We start from the raw sequence: 23,553 nt of genomic DNA, 5'->3' as shown, positions 1-23,553 counted from the left end.
ATGGAACCTGACCAAAGCATCAATGTGCTGAACGGCCCGCTTGCCCTCTGCGGCACCGATCCAGTTACCGGTTTTTTCCGCGACGGGATGTGCAACACCTGCGCCGAAGATCATGGAAGCCACACGGTCTGCGCCGTGATGACCGCAGAATTCCTCGCCTATTCAAAATATGTCGGCAACGACCTCAGCACCCCACGGCCCGAATTCGGCTTTGACGGGCTGAACCCCGGCGACACATGGTGCCTCTGCGCGGGGCGGTTTTTGCAAGCCGCCGACGAGGGCTGCGGGCCCAAGGTATCGCTCGAAGCCACGCACATCCGCGCCCTCGACGTGGTGCCTTTGCAAACCCTCAAAGACCACGCGTTGCAAAGGCCATCCAAAGACTGACCTTGCTCTCCTTTTTGGCCCTAAATACCTCCGGGGGTTTGGGGGCTGGCCCCCAATGATCTCTAGTTTGGGGGCTGGCCCCCAATGATCTCTCGTTTGGGGACTGGCCCCCAATGGTCTCTCGTTTGGGGGCTGGGCCCCAATGACTGCGCGGTTTGGGGCCGCTGGAGAACCTAGGCGAATTCACCCATCTCAAAGCCCAGCGCCTTGGCGACGGTAAAGATATCCTTGTCGCCGCGCCCGCACATGTTCATGCAGATGATGTGATCCTTCGGCAGCTCCGGTGCGATCTTCATCACATGCGCCAGGGCGTGCGATGGCTCCAACGCGGGGATGATCCCTTCCAACTCACAGCACAGCTGGAACGCCTCCAGCGCCTCCACATCCGTGATCGACACGTATTTCGCACGGCCAATCTCGTGCAGCCACGCATGCTCTGGCCCGATGCCGGGATAATCCAGCCCCGCCGAGATGCTGAAGCCTTCAAGGATCTGGCCATCGTCATCTTGCAACAGATAGGTTCGGTTGCCATGCAGCACGCCAGGGCGGCCGCCGGTCAGAGAGGCGCAATGCTCCATCTTGGCGTTCACACCTTTGCCGCCTGCCTCGACACCGATGATGTTCACTTCCTTGTCATCAAGAAACGGGAAGAACAGGCCCATCGCATTCGACCCGCCCCCGATGGCGGCAATCACGGTGTCAGGGAAACGGCCCTCGGCGGCAGTCATCTGCTCGCGCACTTCCTTGCCGATGATGCTTTGGAAATCGCGCACCATGGCTGGATATGGATGCGGTCCTGCCACGGTGCCGATGCAGTAGAATGTATCGCGCACATTGGTCACCCAATCGCGCAGCGCATCGTTCATCGCGTCCTTCAGCGTGCCGCGCCCTGAGGTCACCGGCACCACCTCGGCGCCCAGCAGGCGCATGCGGAACACGTTGGGTGCCTGACGTTCCACGTCATGTGCGCCCATATAGACCACGCATTTCAAGCCAAACTTCGCACAAACCGTCGCCGTGGCGACCCCGTGCTGGCCCGCGCCGGTTTCCGCGATGATGCGTTTCTTGCCCATGCGCCGGGCGAGGATGATCTGGCCCAGCACGTTGTTGATCTTATGCGCACCGGTGTGGTTCAGCTCGTCACGCTTCATATAGACCTTTGCGCCGCCCAGATGTTCGGTCAGGCGCTCTGCATGATACAATGGGCTGGGCCGGCCCACGTAATGCGTCCAAAGGTCGTTCATCTCTGCCCAGAAACTGTCGTCGGTCTTGGCCTTTTCGTATTCCTGCTCCAACTCGAGGATCAGCGGCATCAACGTCTCGGATACGAAACGCCCGCCAAAATCACCAAAACGGCCCTTTTCATCGGGGCCGGTCATGAAACTGTTGAAAAGATCGTTGGCCATAACGGCGCTCCTTCATGAGATCGGGCATGTGGTCTGGCCTGACATAGCGCAGCATAGGCCGGACCGCCACTAGGATCGTATAGGAAATTGCACCCCTGCGGCGTCAATCAAAAATGCTCAGCAGTTCCTTTTTCAACTTGTCCTCGATCCCGTCCTTGACCGCCTCTTCGATGGACTGGCCCTCTTGAACCTTCACGCCCAGTTCCTTCTCGATCTTTTGCTGGACCTTGGCCTCGACCTTGGCTTTGGCTTCTTCCTTTTCTTTCTGGAAATTGAGATCCACAGCCGCTTTCAGATCTGGCCGGATCTTGGGGTCGGCCCATGGCCCGAAGATGCGCACCGGCACCGCGAGCCCGCGATCTCCGTTCACCCGCAGCGCCTTGGGCGTCACCGTGTAATCCAGCGTCTGCGCGCCCAGATTGATCTCCCCCGCGCCTGCCGCGTTGAAATTGGGCAGCAACATCAGCAGGTCCGAATTGCGCAACACCCCGCCCTTGATCGCATAGCTGGCGTTCAGGCTGTCAAACACCGTGGTGCCGCCCTCCACATCAAACGAGCCCAGCAACGCGTCCAGGTCGATCCCTTCAATCGCCCCGCGACCCACCTTGAGGCTGCCCTCACCGCTGAGCGACCGCATGATCGCATCGACAGTTTGCCCGACCCCGAGGAACGAGAGCGAAGCACTGCCCTGCCCGCGAAACCGGCTCAGATCGGCCAGATCGGTCAGCAGAGGCTGCATCTGCACGCCGAGCGCCTGCAATTTGCCACCCACGGACAGGCCGTTGCGGTTGTTCATCACAAATTCGCCCGCCAGTTTGCCGTCATAGGCGTTGACCTCGCGCAGCTCGAACACCATCCGCGATCGATCGTTGCGCAGCACCGTGCGTGTCGCGCCCAAGGACAATGCGCCCAGATCAATGCGGCTCGCGTTCAAGGCAATGGTGCCGTTAAACGCCGCCAGACCCGAGGCATCAATGCGGTCTTTGGGCCAACCCGCCCCGGCATTGCTGCCGCCGTCCTCGCCGCCTTCGGTGAGGCTGCGCAAATCCAGCACCCCGGCGTTCAGCTGCGCATTGATCTGTGGCACACCGTTCAGCGCCACATCGACCCCGCCGCGCAGGGTGTTGCCGCCCAGATCCGCCACCAGATCCCGCAGCGCAAGCCGCCGGTCGGGGGTCAGCGTCAGATCAGCCGTGACATTCAGGCTTTGCCCCAGTCCCTTGGGCAACTCCACGCCGCCCGCGCCCAGTTGCGCCAGAAATGCCCCGGTATTCCCGGCCTTCAGCGCGAAAGCCCCCGCAACCGCCCCTTCGAGCGATCCGCGTCCTTGCAGGCTCAGCTCGCCGCCTTTGGCCGTGATCCTGGCCCTCAGGGGCTGCACCGCACCGGTCAGGAAAGACCCAAAATTCTCGATCCACGCATCAAAATTGACCTTGTCCTGCGCGGGGCGCAAAGCCGCCGAGATATCCGCCGCGCCATTGGCGTCGGGCCAATCCAGTGTCAGATCAACCCCTTGATAAGAAACCAGATCCGCCCCTTCCGCGTCATAGATCAACGTGGCATCGGTGATCTTGAGCTTTTGGATGGTCACCGCCTTGGCAGGCCGCGCGGGCGAGGTTTCGGTCTCGATCTGCGCCGCGCCTGTGGCGTCTGTGAACTGCCAACTTGCGCGGCCATCCTTGCGGCTTTCCAGCCGGATCGTCGGGCTTTGCGCCTCGATGTTGGTGATGCGAATTTCGCCGCGCAGCAGCGCTGATGCATCCACCCCAATCGCCGCGTTCGTGGTGCTGAGCATCGCGCCGTCCTTGGCCCAGCTGGCATTGCCAACCTCAAGACCGCCCGCTGTCACCCCCAGCACCGGCCAGAATGTCATGGAAACATCGCCGCTGATCGTCACATCGCGCCCCGTCACCTTGCGCAGCTGATCCCCCGCGATCTGCGCGATCTTGTCCGCAGGCAGCATCAAAACGCCCACGACGACCAGCACAGCCACCAAAACCACAAGGCCCAAAACCCGCATGATCCATTTCATTGCCGCTCTCCTGTTTTGCGGGGGCTTTCACCGCCCCTTTGCTTGCCTTATAGCCCATTGGATGAGCACAAACCCACCCAATCTGCGCCCTGATCTGGCCCCCAAAGCCAAAATCAGCGATCCCTCCCGCCCCGGCCAGCCGACCATCGGCATGGTCTCGCTTGGTTGTCCCAAGGCACTGGTTGACAGTGAACGCATCCTGACGCGGCTGCGCGCCGAAGGCTATGGGGTTTCGCCCGATTATGCCGGGGCCGATGCGGTGATCGTGAACACCTGCGGATTTCTCGACAGCGCCAAGGCCGAAAGCCTTGATGCGATTGGCGAGGCGCTGACCGAGAACGGCAAGGTGATTGTCACGGGCTGCCTCGGGGCCGAACCTGATTACATCCGCGAGCATCACCCCCGCATTCTGGCGGTGACCGGCCCGCATCAATATGAACAGGTGCTGGATGCCGTGCATGGCGCGGTGCCGCCCAGCCCTGATCCCTTTGTGGATCTTCTGCCCGCACAGCAGGTCTCTCTGACCCCGCGCCATTACAGCTATCTCAAGATTTCCGAGGGCTGCAATCACAAGTGCAAATTCTGCATCATCCCCGACATGCGCGGGCGGCTGCAATCGCGCCCCGCCCATGCGGTGATCCGCGAGGCGGAGCGGCTGGTGGACAATGGTGTCAAAGAACTGCTGGTGATCAGCCAGGACACTTCGGCCTATGGCGTGGATATCAAACACGCCGAGGACCGCGGCCACCGCGCCCATATCACCGATCTGGCACGTGATCTTGGGGCGCTTGGTGCAGGGCGCGATCTTTGGGTGCGGCTACACTACGTTTACCCCTACCCGCATGTGCGCCAGCTGATCCCGCTGATGGCCGATGGGCTGATCCTGCCCTATCTCGATATTCCATTCCAACATGCGCATCCTGATGTGCTCAAACGCATGGCGCGGCCTGCGGCGGCGTCCAAAACGCTGGATGAGATTGCCGCATGGCGCGATGTCTGCCCCGATATCACCCTGCGGTCCACGTTCATTGTCGGCTATCCCGGCGAGACGGAGGCAGAGTTCCAGACCCTGCTGGATTGGATGGACGAGGCGCAGCTCGACCGGGTGGGCTGTTTTCAATATGAAAACGTCGAAGGTGCGCGGTCAAACGCGCTGCCCGATCATGTGCCGGATGAGATCAAGCAAGACCGCTGGGACCGTTTCATGGCCAAGGCGCAGGCGATCTCCGAAGCCAAGCTGGAGGCAAAGGTCGGCCAGACCCTGCAGGTGATCGTGGACGAGGTGGACGACGAGGCGGCCACCTGCCGCACCAAGGCGGACGCGCCGGAGATCGACGGAAACCTCTTTATTGACGAAGGGTTCGCAGATCTGAAGGTGGGCGATCTGGTTACCGTTGAGGTGGAAGAAGCCGGAGAATATGATTTGTGGGGGCGGGTGGTTTAGGCCCTTTTGACATCGTTTCCTTAGGAACACACAGCGCCCGCCCCGTCAAACCGTAGGTTTGCCTTCGGCAAAACGGGGCGGTTCGGGCGCTGCCAAATCTCCGATTTGGCACTATTCTTCCTCTGGACGGTATTGTCGATCTTGCTCATGTTTCGCTGCGCTTATGCGGGCGGCTGTGCCCTGTCGATAACGATCTCTGAACATCCAACATAAGGTGCCAAACTGACAGGCCAGATGCACCAGCCCGCGGTCTGCCGCGGCACGGCGCATGTGGTTTTTCGTGGCAAGCGGACCCCACGATGTTCTCCTCCCCCTTGAAAATGTTCCCCATATGTTCTATATCTTAACCAATCGTTAAGAGAGGTGCATATCATGTCCTTCCAACCCTCATTTCCCGGCCTGTTTTCCCCCGCGCGCGGGGCCGCGCCGGTTGACGCTGAACCGCAATCCACCGCCGCGCAGCCCGCGACGGAGAAACAGATCGCCTATGCCCGCGTGCTGTCCGCCAAATCCGGCGCGGCCCTGCCTGAGGGGATCACCGCAGACCGTGCGGCGCTGTCCAAATGGATCGACGCCCACAAGGCGCCCGCACCGCAGGGCCGGTTCAGCAATTACCCCTCTTCCAAACAGGTGGCCTTTGCCGAACGCATTGCACGGCTCAAGCGCAATCCGGTGCCGCCCGAGTGTTTCCGCGACAAGACCATGATGTCGCGCTGGATCGACAGCAATAAACCGCGCTGACCCTTTGCCGCCGGGCCGCTGCGCCCTATCTTTGCACCATGAGCAGCGACACCAAAGTTTTGTACAACGGCCAATGTCCGGTTTGCAGCCGCGAGATGGATCATTACGCCAAGGCCAGCACCAAGGCCGCTATCCCGATCCGTTATGATGACCTGAACGATCCGGCCAAGCTGGCCGATTGGGGCATAGACAGTGATCAGGCCGCGCGGCGGCTGCATTTGCGTAAGAACGGGCAGACCTTTGTGGGCATTCCGGCCTTCATCGAACTGTGGCAAGAGATACCGCGCTATCGCTGGATTGCACGGGCGGTGGCGCTGCCGGGGGTCAATCGGCTGGCGGTGCTGGGCTATGATCGCGTGCTGGCGCCTCTGATCTATCGCTGGCACCTCTGGCGGCAAAAACGCGCCTAAGCGGGAGCTTTCCCTTTGGTCATCCATGGCGTGTTTACAAACCGCTGCTAGGCTTTGTGCATGGCTTATCCTTACTCCAAAGCGGAAACACTTGCCGATGGCGCGGTGCATCTGGCCGGTCTGTTGCTGGCCGTGCCTGCCTCGGTGATCTTATTGATCCAAGCGGCGCATAGCGGCACGGCGCTGGCCCCGACAGGGCTTTATGCCGGTTGCATGATCTTTGCCTTCATGGCCTCGGCGATCTACCATCTGACACCGCACGATGGGCTGCGCCCGGTCTTGAACCGGATCGACCATGCCGCGATTTACTTCAAGATTGCAGGAACTTACACCCCTCTTGTCATGGTGATCGGATCGGGTTTTGCCTATGGTATCCTTGGCATCGTCTGGGCGCTGGCGGTCATTGGTGCAGTGGCCAAGCTGTGGTTCTGGGGCACAGACGGGCGCGGATCTCTGGCGCTTTATCTGCTGATGGGCTGGCTGTCGGTTCTGCTGATCTGGCCGATGTGGATGACCCTGCCGGGCAGCGCATTGGCGCTGATCGTGGCGGGCGGTCTGACCTATTCGGTCGGCACATTTGTCTATGCCCACAAGGGGATGCGGTTCCAAAACGCAATCTGGCATGGCTTTGTGCTGGTGGCCTCCGCCTGTTTCTTTGCCGCGATCCTGCTGAGCCTCTGGGCTCACGCGCCGTCGATATAGGCGCTGACGCAGGTCTGTACATGGCGGAACCTGTCACCGCCCAGATGTTTGCCGCCATACCAGCGGGTCACGACAATCACATGATCGGTCAGCTCTTCGCGCTCCAGCATCCGCAGGATAACCATGCCTGCACCGGCCTCGCCATCGTCGCCCTTGAGGGGCGTTCCATCCGCGAACAGAACCCCCCAGGTGTTGTGAGTCGCCTTGGCATAGGCCTTGTCCCGCTTGAGCGATTTAAGCAAGGCATCGACCTCGGCGCGGGTTGTGGCAGGCCCGCCGGACACTGCATATTTCGATCCGCGATCGGTCAGGATCACGCCCAGCTTCTTGTGCATATCGGTGTCTTTCAGCGGCGGGTCAAACGCTCTAGCGCGGTGCCGTTTTGCCATGTGCCGTGCAGGTTGCCGTTGGCCATCACCACATAGATTACCGGATGCGGCTGGCCCCAGTTGACCACCACAATCTGTCCGTCGCGCACACCGCTGCCAGCATAGGTCTGGCTGCCCACGGTCCATGTGACCTGCACCGATCCGTTCTGTTCGCTCACAACCGCCACACCGGAATAGGCCGATCCATCTGGATTGCGCCCTTCGGCAGTGAAAACACCAGAGATCCCAACGGTTTGCGCCGCTACAGGATAGGCCAGACAGGCCGCCATAGCCCCTGCGATCCAGGCCCTGCGGGTGAAATTGCTGCGGCTCATTGGTCTCTCCTGCGGTCCGTTGTCAGCCGCAGTTTAGGTCAGATCGCCGGCCAAAGCCACCGCCGCCGCCAGATCAAAGCCCGGCTGCGGTCCGGCGTACGACCTCGATCCGCGCGGCGTTGGGGGGATGGGTCCCAAGGAATTTATCGCCTGGGTCGGGAATACGGGTAAAGAATTCGGCCCCGCGCAACGGGTCAAAGCCCGCCTTTGCCGTGATAATCGTGCCCAGCGCATCCGCCTCCAGCTCAAAATCCTTCGAATAGGTGCGTGCGCCCACCTGTGCGCCCAGCCTCTGTGCCGTTCGGACCGCATTGGCATCGCCGCCCGTCAGCGTGGCCAAACCCGCAAAGATGACCGCTCCGGCCACCGCATTTTGCTGCTGTCGTCCGATATGGCCTGCGATGTGGTGGGCGGTTTCATGGCCCAGAACGAAGGCCAACTCGTCTTCGTTCCGCGCATCGCGAATGAGCGGCAGGGTAAACGCAACAACCGGGCGGCCTTTCTTGTCCAATGTCTGATAGGCGTTGGCCGGCTGGTTGGGACGGTCATCAATGATGATGTTGAAGTCACAATTCACACCCGTGGTCCGGGCCCGGCATTCCCGCTCGGCCACCGGCTCAACCGTTTGCACCACCCGGGCAAAACTGCGGGCCGCCTGCGATTGGCTCAGCACCGGCCCCCTGGGGGTGGTTTGCACAGCGCCGCCCTGCGCTTCGGTCTGCACAGGTGCCACTTCACAAGCCGCCAATGCCGCCACAGCGACAATCGCGCACATCGTCTTTCTGATCATCTGCCAACGTCCTTTGGGCAATATCCAATTGCTGCCAATCTAGCACGCCCGGCGTATGAGGCCACCCCGATCACCACCAAGTGACACAGCGCTTGCAAAGCCCTGCCGAAACCATCAGGTTTGCCCCATGTTTACCATTGAACACGAATTCGACGCGACGGTGATCACCCTTGTGGACGAAGGCAGCACGCCCCTCCGCGAAGATGTAACCGTACAGGCCTTTGCTGGCGAGATCACTTTTGAACAATGGGATCCGCGCACGGACCGGGTCTCCAAAATCACGCTTTCGCCGGATCAGCTTCGCGATTTGACGGCGGCGCTGAACCTGCCCGAAGGCATCTACCGCAGCGCACCATAAGAACAGGACCAACCAAGATGGCCACCGGAACCAACATCAAAACCTATTACGACGGCGCTTGGCATGACGGCGACAAGACCGTGATCAATGCCGCAGATCATGGCGCATGGCTGGGCACCACCGTGTTTGACGGCGCACGCCTGTTTGACGGGCTGTCCCCTGATCTGGAGGCGCATTGCGCCCGGATCAACCGGTCCGCCAAGGCGCTGATGATCACACCCACCGTTGAAACAGAAGAGATGGTCGAGATGGTCCGCGAGGGCTTGAAAAGCTATGGCCGCGACAGCGCCGTTTACATTCGTCCGATGTATTGGGCGCTGGCCGGTGACGAGCTTGGCATTGTCCCGCGTGAGGGGGCAACCGGATTTGCCATCAGCCTCGAAGAGATCCCGATGGCCCCGCCCGAGGCCGCGACAACCCTGACCCGAACACGCTTCCGCCGCCCCGTGCTTGAGGACAATGTCGTGAATGCCAAGGCCGGCTGCCTCTATCCCAACAACGCCCGCATGATGGTCGAGGCCAGATCCAAAGGTTTCGGCAATGCCCTGGTGGCCGATGCGGCCGGAAACGTCGCCGAAAGCGCCTCTGCCAATGCGTTTATGGTCAAGGATGGCGAGGTTTTCACGCCGATTCCCAATGGCACTTTTCTGGCGGGCATCACCCGTGCGCGGCACATCAAGAACATGCAGGCCGATGGCATTAAGGTGCATGAAACCGTGCTGTCCTTTGACGATTTCCACGATGCGGACGAGGTTTTCCTGTCGGGCAACATGATGAAAGTGACCCCTGTCAAAGCCTTTGACGACACCACTTACGAGGTGGGTGCAAACGCCAACCCCGTGACCCGCCGGGTGCGCGAAATGTATTGGGACTGGGCCGCCTCCGAACGGTAAACGGCCTGTCCAGACCTCCAAATCCGATCACTCCAGCCGCAGATAGCGATTGCCCTGCGCCTGAACTGAGGTCATGATCCGCCCTCAAGGGAGACCAGAAGATGCGCAAGTTCCTTGTTGTCTTGGACGACAGTACAGAATGCCTTAATGCCATGCGTTTCGCCGCGCTGCGGGCCGCTCACACCGGCGGCGGGGTAGAGGTTTTGGCGGTGATTCCGCCCGAAGAGTTCAATCACTGGATCGGTGTCGGTGACATCATGCGCGAAGAGGCCCGCGAGCGGATCGAAGTGCATTTCGAGGTGTTTGCAAAGTGGATGCGCGACAAACAGGGGGTCGACCCCGAATTGGTGATCCGCGAAGGTCAACCTGTCGATGAGATCATTCAGCAGATTGCCGATGATCCCGAGATCGGCGTGCTGGTGCTGGGTGCCAGCTCGGACAAGAAAAAAGGGCCCGGTCCACTTGTCACGCAAATGTCTCGCTCTGCAGGCAGTTTGCCGGTGCCGATCACCATTGTGCCCGGCGATCTGAGCAAGGAGCGGCTTGAAGCGATCACCTGATTGCGCCGTTTAGAATCGTTCCAAATCTTGACACTTCGCCCCTCAGGGCGCATATCAAAGCCAAGCCATCTGAGGACACCGCGATGTTTATTCAAACCGAATCCACCCCGAACCCGGCCACGTTGAAATTCCTGCCCGGTCAATCCGTTCTGGAAATGGGAACGGCGGATTTCCCGACGCCCGACACCGCTGGTTCCTCCCCTTTGGCCACACGGCTGTTTGCGGTGGATGGTGTGACCGGCGTTTTCTTTGGCACCGACTTTGTCACCGTGACCAAGGCCGACAGCATCGAATGGGACCACATCAAGCCTGCCCTTCTGGGCGCGATCATGGAACATTTCCAATCCGGCCAGCCGGTGATGGGCGAAGGTCACGAGGCCAGCTCGGGCCATGCCGCACATGACGGCGAAGATGGCGAAATCGTTGGCCAGATCAAAGAATTGCTGGACAGCCGCGTGCGCCCCGCCGTGGCACAGGATGGCGGCGATATCACATTCCACGGCTTTGACCGTGGCGTGGTCTATCTGCACATGCAAGGCGCCTGCGCGGGCTGCCCCTCTTCGACATTGACCCTGAAAATGGGCATCGAAAACCTGCTGCGCCACTACATCCCCGAAGTGACCGAGGTGCGCCCGGTTGCCTGAGACCCCGCTTATTCTGGCGTTTGACACATCGGCCGCGCATTGCGCGGCCGCTTTGCTGTCGGGCGGCCAAATCATTCAAAGCGCCGTGGAAGAAATGTCAAAAGGTCAAGCCGAACGCCTGCTTTGCCTTTGCGAAGACCTTTTGCAAGCCAGCAACAAAAGCTTTCAGGATCTTGATGCCATCGGTGTTGGCGTCGGCCCCGGCAATTTCACCGGCATTCGCATTTCCGTTTCCGCCGCGCGGGGTTTGGCGCTGGGTCTTGGCGTGCCTGCGGTGGGCGTGTCCAACTTTGACGCGCTGGCTTTTGGCATCGATGGGCCTTGCGCCTGTGCCGTCGATGCCCGGCGGGGGCAGGTCTTTTTTCAAGGCATCGGCAACCCGGCCTTGGCCGAGCCTGCCTTGCATGACGCAGATGTATTGCCACGCTTCGATGGGCCATTGATCGGCGCGGGCGGCCAACCGCCACAGCTGCCGGTGGCCGAAGCCATCGCCCATATCACCGCGCGGCGGTTTGCCACCACGACCGACCGCCCTGCCCCCCTCTACCTGCGCCCTGCCGATGCGGCCCCGGCGCGTGATGCCCCTCCGGCCATTTTGCCGTGACCCCGGCGCGGATGGCACAGTTGCACCGCGCCGCCTTCCTGCGCGAACGTCCCTGGTCTGACAAGGAATTCTCCGACCTGACCCAAAGCCGTTTTGTCCGCTGCTTTGATCACGCTTTTGGCTTTGCCCTCACCCGCACGCTTGCTGGCGAAAGCGAGCTGCTGACACTGGCCGTTGATCCCGACCATCAGGGCAAGGGAATCGGTCAGGAACTGCTGCAAAACTGGCTGGATTCCCTGCCCGAAGGCACCGAAACCGCCTTTCTTGAGGTCGCATCGGACAATCAGCCCGCGATAAATCTTTACCAGAAGTTCAAATTTATCGAGGCCGGACGCCGCGCCGCCTATTACAGCCGGAGCAATGGTACAAAGGCCGATGCTATTGTGATGCGCCGCGCCGTGACCTTTGGTCATGGCCATGTTTCACACCGCAAAATGCCAGAAAGCGGTTGACCCTCCCCCCCGCATACCGCCTAAATTGGCTCTGATCTATTGATCTTGGGCAATCGGCCAACATAGGCCGCGCCCCAACAGTATAAACCTGGGAGACAAAAATGACCCTTATGACCAAATTTATGGGTGCTGCCGCCGCATTGGCGCTGAGCGCCGGCGCCGCATTGGCCGAACCTGCGCTGATCTTCGATCTGGGCGGCAAGTTCGACAAATCCTTCAACGAAGCGGCCTTCAACGGTGCGCAGCGTTGGGCCGAAGAAACCGGTGGCACTTTCCGCGAGATCGAACTGCAGTCCGAAGCCCAGCGTGAGCAGGCCCTGCGCCGCTTTGCCGAGGCCGGTGCAAACCCGATCATCACCACTGGTTTCGCCTTCGCGACACCTGTTGATGCGGTTGCAGGCGACTATCCTGACACCAAATTCGTGAACATCGATGGTTGGCTGCCAGAGATCCCTGCCAACGTGCAGATGATCAGCTTCCAGGAGCACGAGGGTTCCTATCTGGTGGGCATGCTGGCCGCTCAGGCGTCCAAGTCCGGCACCATCGGCTTTATCGGCGGTATGGACATCCCGCTGATCCGCCACTTCGGTTGCGGTTATGCGCAAGGCGCCAAGGCGGTGAACCCTGACATCAAGATCGTTGCCAACATGACCGGCACGACACCATCTGCATGGAATGACCCGGTAAAAGGCTCCGAGCTGACCAAAGCGCAGATCAGCCAGGGCGCTGATGTTGTCTATGCAGCCGCAGGCGGCACCGGTGTTGGCGTTCTGCAAACCGCAGCGGACGAAAACATCCTGTCCATCGGTGTTGACAGCAACCAAAACCACCTGCATCCGGGCAAGGTTCTGACCTCCATGCTCAAGCGTGTGGACGTGGCCGTATACAACGCCATGAAAAACGGTGCTGACGGTGTGACCGGTTCCATGGTCCTGGGTCTGGCCGAAGAAGGCGTGGGCTATGCGATGGATGAAAACAACGCCCCCTTGATCAGCGATGAAATGAAAGCCTCTGTTGAGGAAGCGCGCCAGAAGATCATCGACGGCGAATTGGAAGTTGCGTCCTATTACGCCAACGACAGCTGCCCAGCGCTGGACTTCTAAGGTCCGTTTCAAGACAATATGACATGGGCCGCGCTGAGAAATCGGCGCGGCCCTCTCAACTCCGGGGGGACATATGGCCAATCAGGCACCAGCGATTGAGCTGAAGGGCATATCCAAGGCTTTTGGGCCGGTTCAGGCCAACAAGGACATTTCGATCCGGGTGATGCCAGGCACCATTCACGGCATCATTGGCGAAAACGGCGCGGGCAAATCCACGCTGATGTCGATCCTCTATGGCTTTTACAAGGCCGACGCCGGCGAGATCTTTATCGGCGGCAACAAGGCCAATATCACCGACAGCCAGGCCGCCATCGCGTCAGGCATCGGGATGGTGTTCCAGCATTTCAAGCTGGTCGAGAATTTCACCGTGCTTGAGAATATTATCCTCGGCGCGGAAGACGGCGGGCTACTGAAACCGTCGCTGGCCAAGGCACGGCGGACTTTGATCGAGCTGGCCAATGATTACGGGCTGAACGTAGAACCCGATGCGCTGGTCCAGGACATTGGCGTGGGGATGCAGCAGCGGGTCGAGATCCTCAAGGCGCTCTACCGGCAGGCCGATATCCTCATCCTTGATGAACCCACCGGGGTTCTGACCCCCGCCGAAGCGGACCAGTTGTTCCGCATTCTGGGTCGGCTGCGCTCCGAGGGCAAAACCATCATCCTGATCACCCACAAACTGCGCGAGATCATGGAGACCACCGACACCGTGTCGGTGATGCGACGCGGCGAGATGACCGCCACGGTCAAAACCTCCGAAACCTCGCCTGCCGAACTGGCAGAGCTGATGGTGGGGCGTAAAGTATTGCTGCGGGTCGATAAAAAGCCCGCCACCCCCGGCGACGTGGTGCTGGATGTCAAAAACCTCAAGGTGAAAGACGACAAGGGCGTCGAACGGCTGCGCGGCATTGATTTGCAAGTGCGGGCGGGCGAAATTGTCGGCATCGCGGGTGTCGCGGGCAATGGTCAGTCAGAACTGCTTGAGGTACTCGGCGGCTATCAGGATGGCACCGGCGAATTGCGCCTGAACGGCCAACTCCTTGATCTGTCGGGGCGGCATTCAGATGGCCAGTCGCGCCGCGCACGGGGGGTGGCCCATGTGCCCGAAGACCGCCAGCGCGAAGGTCTGATCATGAATTTCCACGCCTGGGAAAACACCGCCTTTGGCTATCACCACGATCCGTCCTACCAAAAAAACGCCATGTTGATGGACAATGCCGCGATCAAGGCAGACACCGCCGAAAAGATGGAACGCTTCGACGTGCGCCCGCCGGACCCCAACCTGGCGGCCAAGAACTTTTCCGGTGGCAACCAGCAGAAAATCGTGCTGGCCCGCGAGATTGAGCGGAACCCCGATCTGTTGTTGATCGGCCAGCCGACGCGCGGCGTCGACATTGGCGCGATTGAATTTATCCACCAACAAATCGTCGCGCTGCGCGACCAGGGCAAGGCGATCTTGCTGGTCTCGGTTGAGCTCGAAGAGATCCTCGCGCTCAGTGACCGGATTGCCGTGATGTTCGACGGACAGGTGATGGGAGAGAGACTGCCGGACCAGACCGACGAGAAAGAGCTGGGCCTGCTGATGGCGGGGATCACCGACACCGCCAATGCCCATACTGTTGAAGAGATCGAAGAAAACCTCGCCCATGCGGGCGGCGACGCAGGCAAGGAGGTCTGATATGGATGTGATGCCAAAATGGGCCGAAGTGGTCCTTGTACCCTTCATTTCCCTGCTGCTTGCGGCGTTTATCTCTGGCTTGGTTGTGTTCGCCATCGCGGATGTTCCGGACACGGCCATCACAATGATGGACCGCATCGGTGCCCGGCTCGATTTTGTCTGGGGCGCGGCCAAGCTGATGGTCAACGGGGCACTCGGCTCAACCTATGGCTGGGGTTACACGCTTTATTACGCGACGAACTTCATGTTCACCGGACTGGCTGTGGCCATCGCCTTTCACGCGCGTCTGTTCAACATCGGCGGCGAAGGTCAGGCGATGCTGGGCGGTCTGGGCGTGGCGATTGCCTGTCTCTATATCCCCTGGCCGCATTGGTCCGTGGCGCTGATTGGTGCCGCGGCAATGGCGGGCCTGTTTGGCGCGGTCTGGGCTGCGATCCCGGCTTGGCTTCAGGTCAAGCGCGGCAGCCATATCGTGATCACCACGATCATGTTCAACTTTATCGCCGCCTCTTTGCTGAACTATCTGCTGGTCAATCTGATGCGCCCCAAGGGCAGCATGGATCCCGCCACCGCGCATTTCCGCGAGGCCACCAACCTGCCGACGCTGCATGACCTGCTGGCGCCCTTTGGCATCGCCTTTTCCAAATCGGCCCCGGCCAATGTTTCGCTTCTGGTGGCGATTGCGGCCTGTTTTGCCTTGTGGTTGCTGATCTGGCGCACCCGTCTGGGGTTCGAGATCCGCAGCTATGGCGAATCCGAAAGCGGAGCCAAATACGCGGGCATCTCGCCCTTCAAGATCACCATGATTGCGATGATCATCTCCGGCGCTTTGGCAGGGATGATGGCGATCAACAATGTCATGGGCGAGGCCGAAAGGCTGGTGCTAAACGCCACCGAAGGGGCCGGTTTTATCGGCATCGCCGTGGCGCTGATGGGGCGGTCACATCCGCTGGGTGTGTTTATCGCCGCGATCCTCTTTGGGTTTCTCTATCAGGGCGGGGCCGAACTGGCGCTTTGGACCTCGATCCCGCGTGAATTGATCGTGGTCATTCAGGCGCTGGTGATCCTCTTCACCGGGGCGCTGGACAACATGGTGCGAATGCCACTGGAACGGATGTTCCTGGCCCTGCGCCGGAACAAAGCTGCGGGGGCCAACTGATGGATTATACGACGCTTATCCAGCTTCTCGACAGCTCCGTCCGTCTGGCCACGCCTTTGTTGCTGGCCTGTCTTGCGGGTCTCTTTAGCGAACGCGCGGGCATTTTTGACATTGGGCTTGAGGGCAAAATGCTGGCCGCTGCGTTCTTTTCCGCAGCGCTGGCTTCCGTCACCGGCTCCGTCTGGCTTGGCCTGCTGGCAGGCATAGGCGCATCGCTGATGCTCAGCGCGCTACACGGGGTCGCCTCCATCACCTTCCGTGGCAACCAGTTGATCTCTGGTGTAGCGATCAATTTCCTTGCGGCAGGCATGACCGTGCTGATTGCGCAGGATTGGTTCAAACAGGGCGGGCGCACGCCCTCACTGACCGGCGATGCACGTTTCGAAGGGATCACCCTGCCCGGCGCCGATGCCATGGCGGATGTGCCGATCATCGGCCCGCTTTACTCGGAACTGATCTCCGGTCACTCCATTCTGGTCTATATGGCGCTGGCCGCTGTGCCGGCGACATGGTGGTTGCTTTACCGCACCCGTTTTGGCCTGCGCCTGCGTGCGGTGGGGGAAAACCCCGCGGCTGTAGACACCGCTGGCGTTTCGGTGATCGGGCTGCGCTATGCGGCTGTGGCGATCTGCGGCGTCCTGTGCGGCATCGCGGGCGCATACCTCAGCACGGCCTTGCAGGCAGGCTTTGTCAAAGACATGTCTGCCGGGCGCGGGTTTATCGCGCTGGCCGCACTGATCTTTGCCAAATGGCGGCCATGGTACGCGCTTTGGGCGACGCTGCTGTTTGGTCTGTTTGGCGCTTTGGAAACCCGCCCCGACGTGATCGAAAGTGTGATCGGAATGAAGGTCCAAGGCCAGCTTTTGGGCGCCCTGCCCTATCTGATGACGGTGATCATTCTGGCCGGTTTTGTCGGCAAGGCGATTCCCCCCCGTGCGGGCGGTGAACCCTACGTCAAGGAACGCTGACGTTCGGCCCCCGGGAACGGGGGCCAATCCGCCTCAGGCGCGGGCAGATAAGTCCAGTTTTTCAAGGGTGATGAGCCCATTTCGCTGCGAGGCAGCAGGCATGGTTGATTTCCCGCGTTAACTTGCGCTAAGGGATGCCATGCAAATCTACCTTCCCATCGCCGAAGTTTCGGTCAATGCCTTCCTCTTGTTGGGGCTGGGCGGACTTGTGGGCGTCCTGTCTGGCATGTTTGGCGTCGGCGGTGGCTTCCTGATGACACCGCTGCTGTTCTTCATCGGCATCCCGCCCGCCGTGGCTGTGGCCACTGAGGCGAACCAGATCGTGGCCTCTTCCTTTTCCGGCGTGCTCGCCCATTTCAAGCGAAGGACCGTGGATCTGAGGATGGGCACGGTGCTGCTGATCGGGGGTCTGATCGGTGCGGCGCTGGGTGTGATGGTGTTCAACTACCTCAAGGCGCAGGGTCAGGTCGATCTGCTGGTCAAGCTTTGCTATGTCGTGTTTCTGGGCGTCATCGGCGGGTTGATGTTCCTTGAATCGCTCAAGGCGATCCGCAACACCAAACGCGGCAAACCGCCCGCCCGCAAGAAACACAACTGGATTCACGGCCTGCCGTTCAAGATGCGCTTTCGTGTCTCAGGGCTTTATATCTCGGTGATCCCGCCTGTGGTCGTTGGCATTGCCGTGGGCATTCTGGCCGCGATCATGGGTGTTGGCGGCGGCTTTATCATGGTTCCTGCAATGATCTATCTGCTTGGCATGCCGACCAAAGTTGTTGTCGGCACATCGCTGTTCCAGATCATCTTTGTGACCGCATTCACCACCATGCTGCACGCGACGACCAACTATACCGTGGACATCGTACTGGCGGTGCTGCTGCTGGTGGGCGGTGTGATCGGCGCACAGATCGGCACCCGGATCGGGGTCAAGATGAAGGCCGAACAATTGCGTATCCTGCTAGCGCTGATGGTGCTGGCTGTCTGCGGCAAGCTGGCGCTGGATCTGCTTTTGCAGCCAAGTGAGGTGTTCTCGCTTGGTGCGGCAGGTGGCCACTGATGCGGATGCTTTTGCCTTTGTTGCTGGCGGCGTTTTTTCTGGCTTTGCCAGCGCGGGCCAACGAAGAGATTGTTTTGGGTCTCAGTCAGGCCGAGGTGTCCATCACCACCAATTTTAACGGCTCCGAGATCCTGGTCTATGGCGCGGTCAAACGCGACCAGCCCATTCCAGACGGGCCAGAGCTGCACGTGGTGATGACAGTGTCCGGCCCGTCCGAGCCGGTGGTCGTGCGCCGCAAGGAAAAACGGTTTGGCATCTGGGTCAATACCGAGGCTGTCGAAGTGGACCGCGCCCCAAGCTATTATGCCGTGGTAACAAGCGGACCGATGCTCGACGTGCTGAAACGGACAGAAGACCTGCGCCACAAGGTGTCCATCCCCCGCGCGATCCGGTCCGTGGGCGCGCCAATGGAGATTGCTGATGCCGCCAGCTTTACCGAGGCGCTGATCCGCATTCGTAAAAAGGCCGAACAATATCAGGTGATCGAAAGCGGCGTGACCGTGGACGAACAGACCCTGTTCCGCGCTGCCGTGCGCCTGCCTGCGGCTCTGACCGAAGGTGCCTATGACACCCGGATTTTCCTGACCCGTGGTGGTAATGTGGTCGCGCAATACGAGACCATCATCGACGTGCGCAAAGTCGGGCTGGAACGTTGGCTGTTCACGCTTTCGCGGGAAAATGCCTTTCTCTATGGCTTGATGTCACTGGCGATTGCCATCGCCGCAGGCTGGGGCGCATCGGCGATCTTCTCGCTGCTCCGCCGGTAAATCAAGCGCCACCGGAAGCTGCGCCTTGATGCGGCCCAGACTGCCCCCTACCCGCGTCCGATATAGGGCATCTTGGTCGCCATCACCGTCAGGAATTGCACATTCGCCTCCAGTGGCATCTGCGCCATATGCAACACCGATTGTGCGGCATGGGCGACATCCATAGTCTGCATCTCCGGCTGCTTTTCCTTGAGCGCCGCCACCATATCACTTTCAGCATTGCCAATGTCGATCTGGCCGCAAGCGATGTTATGTGCCCGCCCGTCCAGCGACAGGGTGCGGGTCAGGCCGGTGATCGCATGTTTGGTCGTGGTATAACAAACCGATCCCGGACGCGGCACATGAGCGGAAAGCGATCCGTTGTTGATGATCCGCCCGCCGCCCAGCCCCCGCATCCGGCCAAAGGCCAGCCGCGCCGCGATGAACATGCCTTGAATGTTCACAGCCATGACCTGCGCCCAATCCTCGAGTGCGATCTCGTCAATCGGACCGGAAGGGCCAAACATGCCCGCATTGTTGAATAGAACATTTAGATCGCCAAAGCGGTCAAAGGCCGTCTGCATCGCATCGGCATCCGTCACATCGGCGGGCAAGGCCACCGCCTTTTCATGTGCCGCTGCCATCTCTTCGAGCACATCCGCCCGCCGGGCAACCAGACCCACACGCCAGCCTTCGCGCAAAAACAGCTCTGCCGTGGCCCGGCCAATGCCGGAACTGGCACCGGTAATGATAATCGACTTCATGCAAAATCCTCCGTTGTCGGATCAAGGGTCAGCGGCGCAACCGGCGTGGCCCGCAGATCATCTACCACCAGCGGCCCGCTGGGTTTCGACAACCGGTTGCGGACCACCCAGATCAAACGCTCCTGCGCACGGGTGATCGCCACATAGGCCAGCCGTTTCCACAGGGGCTGTCCCGCCTCCATACGGCCCATCCGTGCCGCGGCATATAGATCCGGCGCAAAGACCTGCACGGTCTCCCACTGGCTGCCCTGCGCTTTGTGGATGGTCACTGCCGCCCCATGCAGGAACGTGGCCCCCATACGGGCGGCGAAGGGGATAAACGGCTCTTCCTCGTCGGGCTTTTCAATCTTCACAATGGACGCGGCAGACACCTGCGGGTCTTCGGCCCCCATGACATGCAGTCGGCTGAACCCCGGTTTGCGGCCCTCGCCCAGAAACACCACCTGCGCCCCTTTGATCAGCCCACGCGCCTCCAGATCCAGCCGTTTCTTGCGGTGTTTCAGCGGCAGTTCAATTCCGTCACAGATCAGCGGCTCCCCCGCCAGAAGCGCATCTTCGGGCGCGCCATGCACCGACCTGAAGGCATTGATCAGACGGATGCGCGTGGCATTGCGCCAAACCAGCACAGGCGAGCGTGCCATCAGATCCACCTCGACCCTTTGCCCCCAGACCACGCGGTCATCCTTTTTCGAGGCTGCTTCGATCATCCGTTCAAAATCCTCGAACCCCAGATCCGGATCCGCCAGCGCATGGGCAAGATCAAGGATCGGGTTATCAGCGTCTTGGCGGTGAATGCGGTTGAGCGTCAGAACCCGCTTTTCCGGCAGTTTCTCAAACACCATGGTGCCGGATTGATTGACGGGCGCAAGCTGGGCCGGATCGCCAAACAAAAGCAGCGTTGGGAAAATCTCTTTGAGGTCTTCGAACTGCTTGTCATCCAGCATCGAGGATTCATCGACAAATCCGATATCCAGCGGCTCTTCCCGCCGTTTCCAGCCGGTGATGAAATCCGACCCACGCAGGCCCGCCGCCGCCAAGGCACCGGGAATGGATTTGTTGCCCGCATAAAACGCCGCCGCACGGTCCAGCGCCAGATCGGTCAGGCCTTCAATCTCTGGTCTCTCACCGCTGCCTGCCAGCCATTCGGCGATCTTTTCGTATTCGGGATCATAGACCGGCGTGTACAAAATCCGGTGGATCGTCGTCGCCGGAACGCCACGCAGACGCAACACCGAGGCCGCTTTGTTGGTCGGTGCAAGGATCGCCAATGTGCGTTTGTCCTTGCGCTTTCGCGACTCGTAATCGCCAGAAACCACCTCAACCCCCGCCTGCTCCAGAGCCTTGTAAAGCTCTGCCAGCAATAGGGTTTTTCCTGACCCGGCCTTGCCCGTCACCGCCATCACCTGATCGGCACCGCCGCCCGGTGGCATCAATAGGCTGTCGTCCAGATCAATCCCCGCATGGCGCAGCATTTCGGTGACGCTGTCATAGGCGGCGGCTTGATCGTCGGTGTAGGTCACGGAGGGCACATTCATGCCGCGACAGTAGAGCTTTTCATTTGGAACTTGAATCGGTTTCTCGCCCCCGATCGGTCAGGCGACGATCAATCCCCGGCTCAACGCACGCACCACTGCATGGGTCGTATTCTGCGCGTTCAACTTGCTGCGCGCGCTTTCAATATAGACCCGCAGCGTGTGCTCGGAAATGTCCAGATCTTTGGCAACCTCTGCCCGGCTGAGCCCCCGCGCCAGCAGCGTCATCGCGTCCAATTCGCGCGGCGACAGCGCCTTGGTCGGCTTTTCGTCCAGGTTCGCCACCACCTCCAGCGCCTTCTGGTTAAAATAGTGCGACAGCAGGATAAAACTGTTCTGATGCTTACGCGTGAAAGCGGCCCATTCCGCATCCTCGCAAGAGTGATTGACCGAAAACAATGCGAATTGCCCTTTGGGCCCGCGCACAGGCACCGAATACCCCTGCGTTCCGACACCATGCATCGCCGCCTCGACACGGAATTTGCGGGCCGGTTTTGCACTCCAGTCCAGATCGTTCCAGTTGAACGGTTCAAATCGGGAATTGCCGCCGATCAGCACCGGATCGATGCGCATATATTGTTGCTGCGCATAGCGGGCCTTCCATTCCATCGAATAGGTCGCATAGCCATAAAGCCCGTCACCGGGTCCAAAACAAAAATAGGAGACATGATCGATCTGCAGCATGTCACGCAATTCGATACAGGCGTCTTTGAGATCCTCAATCGTGTCAGCGCGGGCCAATGCCTTGAGGACGGGGTTCAATTTCTTTGTCGTTATCATGACCTGAAATAAGGCGTCTTTCTTGCAATGCTGATATTTCGGCCATGGCAACTATTGCACTGTCGTCCAGCTTTGCCGCCAATTTCGGCAAATCACTGGATATCGCAAAAGTTCTTAAGTCGGCCAGAAAATCTAAAATCCAATCTGTTTGCATCTTACACGTCCCCTCAAATATGAACAGCGGATCTGCACAGCTCAGGGTTGTACCACGCCAAGCTTACGCAGCGTCAACTTGTTATCTCACCATGATGTGACCGCTCAAATCCCAAAGCATTGATCCAGAATACAAAAATGGCCTGCGAATCGTCGTCCGATCCACAGGCCATTGTTTTCAATTTATCGCTAACCGGAGGTTAACGAGCGTCGAGCGCGTCTTCCAATGTGCGCAGGCCGGTTGTCGGCGCCTGCACGAGCACAGACATGTTGCCCGGCTTATGTTCGTTGCGCATCATCTTCATGTGCGCTTCGGGCAGATCGGCCCATGTGAACACTTCGGACATGCACGGATCAAGGCGGCGCTCCAACATCAGGTTGTTGGCAGCCGAGGCTTGCTTGAGGTGGGCAAAGTGGCTGCCCTGCAAACGCTTCTGGTGCATCCACATGTAGCGCACGTCAAACGTCAGGTTGAAACCCGAGGTGCCCGCACAGATCACAACCATACCGCCCTTCTTCACCACGAAGGTGGACACAGGGAAGGTCGCTTCGCCGGGGTGTTCAAAGACCATGTCAACATTCACGCCCTTGCCGGTGATGTCCCAGATCGCCTTGCCGAATTTGCGCGCCTCTTTGAACCATTCGGCATACTCGGGCGTGTTCACCGTGGGCAGCTGGCCCCAGCAATTGAAATCCTTGCGGTTCAACACGCCCTTGGCGCCCAGATCCATCACAAAGTCGCGCTTGCTTTCGTCAGAGATCACACCGATCGCATTCGCACCCGCCGTATTGATCAGCTGGATCGCATAAGAGCCAAGACCACCCGACGCACCCCAGACCAGCACGTTCTGGCCGGGCTTCAGATCATGCGGCTCATGGCCGAACAGCATCCGGTAAGCGGTGGCCAGCGTCAGCGTGTAGCACGCGCTCTCTTCCCATGTCAGATGCTTGGGGCGCGGCATGAGCTGCTGTGCCTGAACGCGGGTGAACTGGCTGAACGAACCGTCCGGTGTCTCGTAGCCCCAGATCCGCTGGCTTGGGGAATACATCGGATCGCCGCCGTTGCATTCCTCATCATCGCCATCATCCTGGTTGCAGTGGATCACCACCTCATCGCCCACCTTCCAGCGCTTGACCTTGTCACCCACGGCCCAAACGATACCCGAGGCATCGGAACCGGCAATGTGGTAGGGCTGCTTGTGGCCGTCAAAAGGGCTGATCGGCACGCCGCGCGCGGCCCAGACACCGTTGTAGTTGATGCCTGCAGCCATCACCAAGACCAACACGTCATGACTGTCCAGCTGCGGCACATCAACCACCTCTTGCAGCATGGCGGTATCGGGATCGCCGTGACGCTCGCGGCGGATGGCCCATGCGTACATCTGCTTTGGGACATGGCCCATCGGGGGCATCTCGCCCAATTCATAGAGATCTTTTTCCGGTGCGTCGTACTGCGCGATGGATGTATCGAGTGCCATGAGGGGCCTCCT

Annotated in this window: 27 protein-coding genes; 17 read left to right on the top strand and 10 right to left on the bottom strand. The window is 60.1% G+C overall.

All coding sequences use genetic code 11. The features are described 5' to 3' along the window. Positions 1-387 carry a DUF2237 family protein gene (locus JNX03_RS18270; RefSeq protein ID WP_203210414.1) on the top strand — a complete coding sequence of 129 codons (387 nt, stop codon included), beginning with the start codon at positions 1-3 and terminating at the stop codon, positions 385-387. Positions 388-560: 173 nt separating this feature from the next. On the opposite strand, the gene trpB is transcribed toward JNX03_RS18270, so the two are convergent. Together trpB and JNX03_RS18260 are read right to left on the bottom strand one after the other, a co-directional pair. Next, the gene (gene trpB, locus JNX03_RS18265) at positions 561-1,793 is read right to left on the bottom strand and encodes a tryptophan synthase subunit beta (protein WP_203210413.1); all 1,233 of its coding nucleotides are present in this window, start codon (positions 1,791-1,793) and stop codon (positions 561-563) included. Between the two features lie 103 nt (positions 1,794-1,896). Next, a complete protein-coding gene (locus JNX03_RS18260; RefSeq protein WP_203210412.1) occupies positions 1,897-3,825 on the bottom strand; it encodes an AsmA family protein in 1,929 nt (642 codons plus the stop codon). A 61-nt stretch (positions 3,826-3,886) separates the two neighbouring features. On the opposite strand from JNX03_RS18260, the gene rimO reads away from it, so the two are divergent. From rimO to trhA, 4 genes are all read left to right on the top strand, one after another. Next, positions 3,887-5,269, top strand: a complete 1,383-nt coding sequence (rimO, locus tag JNX03_RS18255) for a 30S ribosomal protein S12 methylthiotransferase RimO (RefSeq protein WP_203210411.1) — start codon at positions 3,887-3,889, stop codon at positions 5,267-5,269. A gap of 372 nt (positions 5,270-5,641) precedes the next feature. Beyond that, entirely contained in the window at positions 5,642-6,010 is a 369-nt protein-coding gene (locus JNX03_RS18250) for a hypothetical protein (RefSeq protein WP_203210410.1), read from the top strand. A 38-nt stretch (positions 6,011-6,048) separates the two neighbouring features. Then, positions 6,049-6,420, top strand: a complete 372-nt coding sequence (locus tag JNX03_RS18245; protein ID WP_203210409.1) for a thiol-disulfide oxidoreductase DCC family protein — start codon at positions 6,049-6,051, stop codon at positions 6,418-6,420. A 60-nt stretch (positions 6,421-6,480) separates the two neighbouring features. Then, positions 6,481-7,122 (top strand): PAQR family membrane homeostasis protein TrhA, encoded by a 642-nt coding sequence (trhA, locus tag JNX03_RS18240; RefSeq protein WP_203210408.1) that lies wholly within the window; start codon positions 6,481-6,483, stop codon positions 7,120-7,122. On the opposite strand, the gene JNX03_RS18235 is transcribed toward trhA, so the two are convergent. The 3 genes from JNX03_RS18235 to JNX03_RS18225 all read right to left on the bottom strand — a co-directional run bounded on the left by JNX03_RS18235 (position 7,104) and on the right by JNX03_RS18225 (position 8,615). Further along, positions 7,104-7,457, bottom strand: a complete 354-nt coding sequence (locus JNX03_RS18235) for a YigZ family protein (RefSeq protein ID WP_203210407.1) — start codon at positions 7,455-7,457, stop codon at positions 7,104-7,106. The genes trhA and JNX03_RS18235 overlap by 19 nt on opposite strands. Before the next feature lie 11 nt (positions 7,458-7,468). Then, entirely contained in the window at positions 7,469-7,825 is a 357-nt protein-coding gene (gene lfb1, locus JNX03_RS18230; protein WP_203210406.1) for an LIC10280 family protein, read from the bottom strand. A 73-nt stretch (positions 7,826-7,898) separates the two neighbouring features. Further along, positions 7,899-8,615, bottom strand: a complete 717-nt coding sequence (locus JNX03_RS18225; protein ID WP_203210405.1) for a M48 family metalloprotease — start codon at positions 8,613-8,615, stop codon at positions 7,899-7,901. 127 nt (positions 8,616-8,742) lie between these two features. Here JNX03_RS18225 and JNX03_RS18220 point away from each other — a divergent pair, with 127 nt between their 5' ends. The 12 genes from JNX03_RS18220 (at position 8,743) to JNX03_RS18165 (ending at position 18,855) form a co-directional block, all read left to right on the top strand. Then, entirely contained in the window at positions 8,743-8,973 is a 231-nt protein-coding gene (locus tag JNX03_RS18220) for a hypothetical protein (protein ID WP_203210404.1), read from the top strand. Between the two features lie 17 nt (positions 8,974-8,990). Next, complete coding sequence (locus JNX03_RS18215; protein WP_203210403.1) at positions 8,991-9,866, top strand: branched-chain amino acid aminotransferase; 876 nt, start codon at positions 8,991-8,993, stop codon at positions 9,864-9,866. A gap of 101 nt (positions 9,867-9,967) precedes the next feature. Beyond that, positions 9,968-10,426 carry a universal stress protein gene (locus tag JNX03_RS18210; protein WP_203210402.1) on the top strand — a complete coding sequence of 153 codons (459 nt, stop codon included), beginning with the start codon at positions 9,968-9,970 and terminating at the stop codon, positions 10,424-10,426. 83 nt (positions 10,427-10,509) lie between these two features. After that, entirely contained in the window at positions 10,510-11,070 is a 561-nt protein-coding gene (locus JNX03_RS18205) for a NifU family protein (RefSeq protein WP_025046568.1), read from the top strand. After that, entirely contained in the window at positions 11,063-11,674 is a 612-nt protein-coding gene (tsaB, locus tag JNX03_RS18200; RefSeq protein ID WP_203210401.1) for a tRNA (adenosine(37)-N6)-threonylcarbamoyltransferase complex dimerization subunit type 1 TsaB, read from the top strand. Before JNX03_RS18205 ends, tsaB begins: the two co-directional genes overlap by 8 nt. 11 nt (positions 11,675-11,685) lie before the next feature. Then, entirely contained in the window at positions 11,686-12,126 is a 441-nt protein-coding gene (locus tag JNX03_RS18195) for a GNAT family N-acetyltransferase (RefSeq protein ID WP_238936791.1), read from the top strand. Positions 12,127-12,227: 101 nt separating this feature from the next. Then, positions 12,228-13,229 carry a BMP family lipoprotein gene (locus JNX03_RS18190; RefSeq protein WP_203210399.1) on the top strand — a complete coding sequence of 334 codons (1,002 nt, stop codon included), beginning with the start codon at positions 12,228-12,230 and terminating at the stop codon, positions 13,227-13,229. A 73-nt stretch (positions 13,230-13,302) separates the two neighbouring features. Further along, positions 13,303-14,907 (top strand): ABC transporter ATP-binding protein, encoded by a 1,605-nt coding sequence (locus tag JNX03_RS18185; RefSeq protein ID WP_203210398.1) that lies wholly within the window; start codon positions 13,303-13,305, stop codon positions 14,905-14,907. A 1-nt stretch (position 14,908) separates the two neighbouring features. Then, complete coding sequence (locus tag JNX03_RS18180; RefSeq protein ID WP_203210397.1) at positions 14,909-16,066, top strand: ABC transporter permease; 1,158 nt, start codon at positions 14,909-14,911, stop codon at positions 16,064-16,066. Then, the gene (locus tag JNX03_RS18175; RefSeq protein ID WP_203210396.1) at positions 16,066-17,034 is read left to right on the top strand and encodes an ABC transporter permease; all 969 of its coding nucleotides are present in this window, start codon (positions 16,066-16,068) and stop codon (positions 17,032-17,034) included. The genes JNX03_RS18180 and JNX03_RS18175 overlap by 1 nt, the downstream gene beginning before the upstream one ends. 139 nt (positions 17,035-17,173) lie before the next feature. Further along, positions 17,174-18,088, top strand: coding sequence for a sulfite exporter TauE/SafE family protein (locus tag JNX03_RS18170; protein WP_203210395.1), 915 nt, complete (start codon positions 17,174-17,176; stop codon positions 18,086-18,088). Positions 18,089-18,093: 5 nt separating this feature from the next. Beyond that, the gene (locus tag JNX03_RS18165) at positions 18,094-18,855 is read left to right on the top strand and encodes a TIGR02186 family protein (protein WP_419584932.1); all 762 of its coding nucleotides are present in this window, start codon (positions 18,094-18,096) and stop codon (positions 18,853-18,855) included. Between the two features lie 47 nt (positions 18,856-18,902). Here JNX03_RS18165 and JNX03_RS18160 read toward each other — a convergent pair whose 3' ends face one another. The 5 genes from JNX03_RS18160 to ccrA form a co-directional block, all read right to left on the bottom strand. Then, positions 18,903-19,598, bottom strand: a complete 696-nt coding sequence (locus tag JNX03_RS18160) for an SDR family oxidoreductase (protein ID WP_203210393.1) — start codon at positions 19,596-19,598, stop codon at positions 18,903-18,905. Further along, entirely contained in the window at positions 19,595-21,133 is a 1,539-nt protein-coding gene (locus JNX03_RS18155) for an ATP-dependent DNA helicase (protein ID WP_203210392.1), read from the bottom strand. Before JNX03_RS18155 ends, JNX03_RS18160 begins: the two co-directional genes overlap by 4 nt. 57 nt (positions 21,134-21,190) lie before the next feature. Further along, complete coding sequence (locus JNX03_RS18150) at positions 21,191-21,892, bottom strand: helix-turn-helix transcriptional regulator (protein WP_343075493.1); 702 nt, start codon at positions 21,890-21,892, stop codon at positions 21,191-21,193. Further along, positions 21,858-22,064, bottom strand: coding sequence for a hypothetical protein (locus tag JNX03_RS18145; RefSeq protein ID WP_203210390.1), 207 nt, complete (start codon positions 22,062-22,064; stop codon positions 21,858-21,860). The genes JNX03_RS18150 and JNX03_RS18145 overlap by 35 nt, the downstream gene beginning before the upstream one ends. 199 nt (positions 22,065-22,263) lie before the next feature. Continuing rightward, positions 22,264-23,541 carry a crotonyl-CoA carboxylase/reductase gene (ccrA, locus tag JNX03_RS18140; RefSeq protein WP_203210389.1) on the bottom strand — a complete coding sequence of 426 codons (1,278 nt, stop codon included), beginning with the start codon at positions 23,539-23,541 and terminating at the stop codon, positions 22,264-22,266. Positions 23,542-23,553 lie beyond the last annotated feature (12 nt).

It is taken from the genome of Sulfitobacter mediterraneus, assembly GCF_016801775.1.
Taxonomy (GTDB): domain Bacteria; phylum Pseudomonadota; class Alphaproteobacteria; order Rhodobacterales; family Rhodobacteraceae; genus Sulfitobacter; species Sulfitobacter mediterraneus_A.
This window is presented reverse-complemented; position numbering and strand designations above follow the sequence as displayed.

Bases quoted from the DNA above. Each gene is read 5' to 3' on its own strand.
- JNX03_RS18215 (WP_203210403.1), top strand. From the start codon at position 8,991: ATGGCCACCGGAACCAACATCAAAACCTATTACGACGGCGCTTGGCAT.
- trhA (WP_203210408.1), top strand. From the start codon at position 6,481: ATGGCTTATCCTTACTCCAAAGCGGAAACACTTGCCGATGGCGCGGTG.
- JNX03_RS18190 (WP_203210399.1), top strand. From the start codon at position 12,228: ATGACCCTTATGACCAAATTTATGGGTGCTGCCGCCGCATTGGCGCTG.
- JNX03_RS18245 (WP_203210409.1), top strand. From the start codon at position 6,049: ATGAGCAGCGACACCAAAGTTTTGTACAACGGCCAATGTCCGGTTTGC.
- JNX03_RS18250 (WP_203210410.1), top strand. From the start codon at position 5,642: ATGTCCTTCCAACCCTCATTTCCCGGCCTGTTTTCCCCCGCGCGCGGG.
- JNX03_RS18210 (WP_203210402.1), top strand. From the start codon at position 9,968: ATGCGCAAGTTCCTTGTTGTCTTGGACGACAGTACAGAATGCCTTAAT.
- JNX03_RS18145 (WP_203210390.1), bottom strand. From the start codon at position 22,064: ATGCAAACAGATTGGATTTTAGATTTTCTGGCCGACTTAAGAACTTTT.
- JNX03_RS18270 (WP_203210414.1), top strand. From the start codon at position 1: ATGGAACCTGACCAAAGCATCAATGTGCTGAACGGCCCGCTTGCCCTC.
- JNX03_RS18235 (WP_203210407.1), bottom strand. From the start codon at position 7,457: ATGCACAAGAAGCTGGGCGTGATCCTGACCGATCGCGGATCGAAATAT.
- JNX03_RS18195 (WP_238936791.1), top strand. From the start codon at position 11,686: ATGGCACAGTTGCACCGCGCCGCCTTCCTGCGCGAACGTCCCTGGTCT.
- JNX03_RS18220 (WP_203210404.1), top strand. From the start codon at position 8,743: ATGTTTACCATTGAACACGAATTCGACGCGACGGTGATCACCCTTGTG.
- JNX03_RS18175 (WP_203210396.1), top strand. From the start codon at position 16,066: ATGGATTATACGACGCTTATCCAGCTTCTCGACAGCTCCGTCCGTCTG.
- JNX03_RS18185 (WP_203210398.1), top strand. From the start codon at position 13,303: ATGGCCAATCAGGCACCAGCGATTGAGCTGAAGGGCATATCCAAGGCT.
- rimO (WP_203210411.1), top strand. From the start codon at position 3,887: ATGAGCACAAACCCACCCAATCTGCGCCCTGATCTGGCCCCCAAAGCC.
- JNX03_RS18155 (WP_203210392.1), bottom strand. From the start codon at position 21,133: ATGAATGTGCCCTCCGTGACCTACACCGACGATCAAGCCGCCGCCTAT.
- JNX03_RS18180 (WP_203210397.1), top strand. From the start codon at position 14,909: ATGGATGTGATGCCAAAATGGGCCGAAGTGGTCCTTGTACCCTTCATT.
- JNX03_RS18170 (WP_203210395.1), top strand. From the start codon at position 17,174: ATGCAAATCTACCTTCCCATCGCCGAAGTTTCGGTCAATGCCTTCCTC.
- JNX03_RS18160 (WP_203210393.1), bottom strand. From the start codon at position 19,598: ATGAAGTCGATTATCATTACCGGTGCCAGTTCCGGCATTGGCCGGGCC.
- JNX03_RS18225 (WP_203210405.1), bottom strand. From the start codon at position 8,615: ATGATCAGAAAGACGATGTGCGCGATTGTCGCTGTGGCGGCATTGGCG.
- lfb1 (WP_203210406.1), bottom strand. From the start codon at position 7,825: ATGAGCCGCAGCAATTTCACCCGCAGGGCCTGGATCGCAGGGGCTATG.
- trpB (WP_203210413.1), bottom strand. From the start codon at position 1,793: ATGGCCAACGATCTTTTCAACAGTTTCATGACCGGCCCCGATGAAAAG.
- JNX03_RS18205 (WP_025046568.1), top strand. From the start codon at position 10,510: ATGTTTATTCAAACCGAATCCACCCCGAACCCGGCCACGTTGAAATTC.
- JNX03_RS18260 (WP_203210412.1), bottom strand. From the start codon at position 3,825: ATGAAATGGATCATGCGGGTTTTGGGCCTTGTGGTTTTGGTGGCTGTG.
- JNX03_RS18165 (WP_419584932.1), top strand. From the start codon at position 18,094: ATGCTTTTGCCTTTGTTGCTGGCGGCGTTTTTTCTGGCTTTGCCAGCG.
- ccrA (WP_203210389.1), bottom strand. From the start codon at position 23,541: ATGGCACTCGATACATCCATCGCGCAGTACGACGCACCGGAAAAAGAT.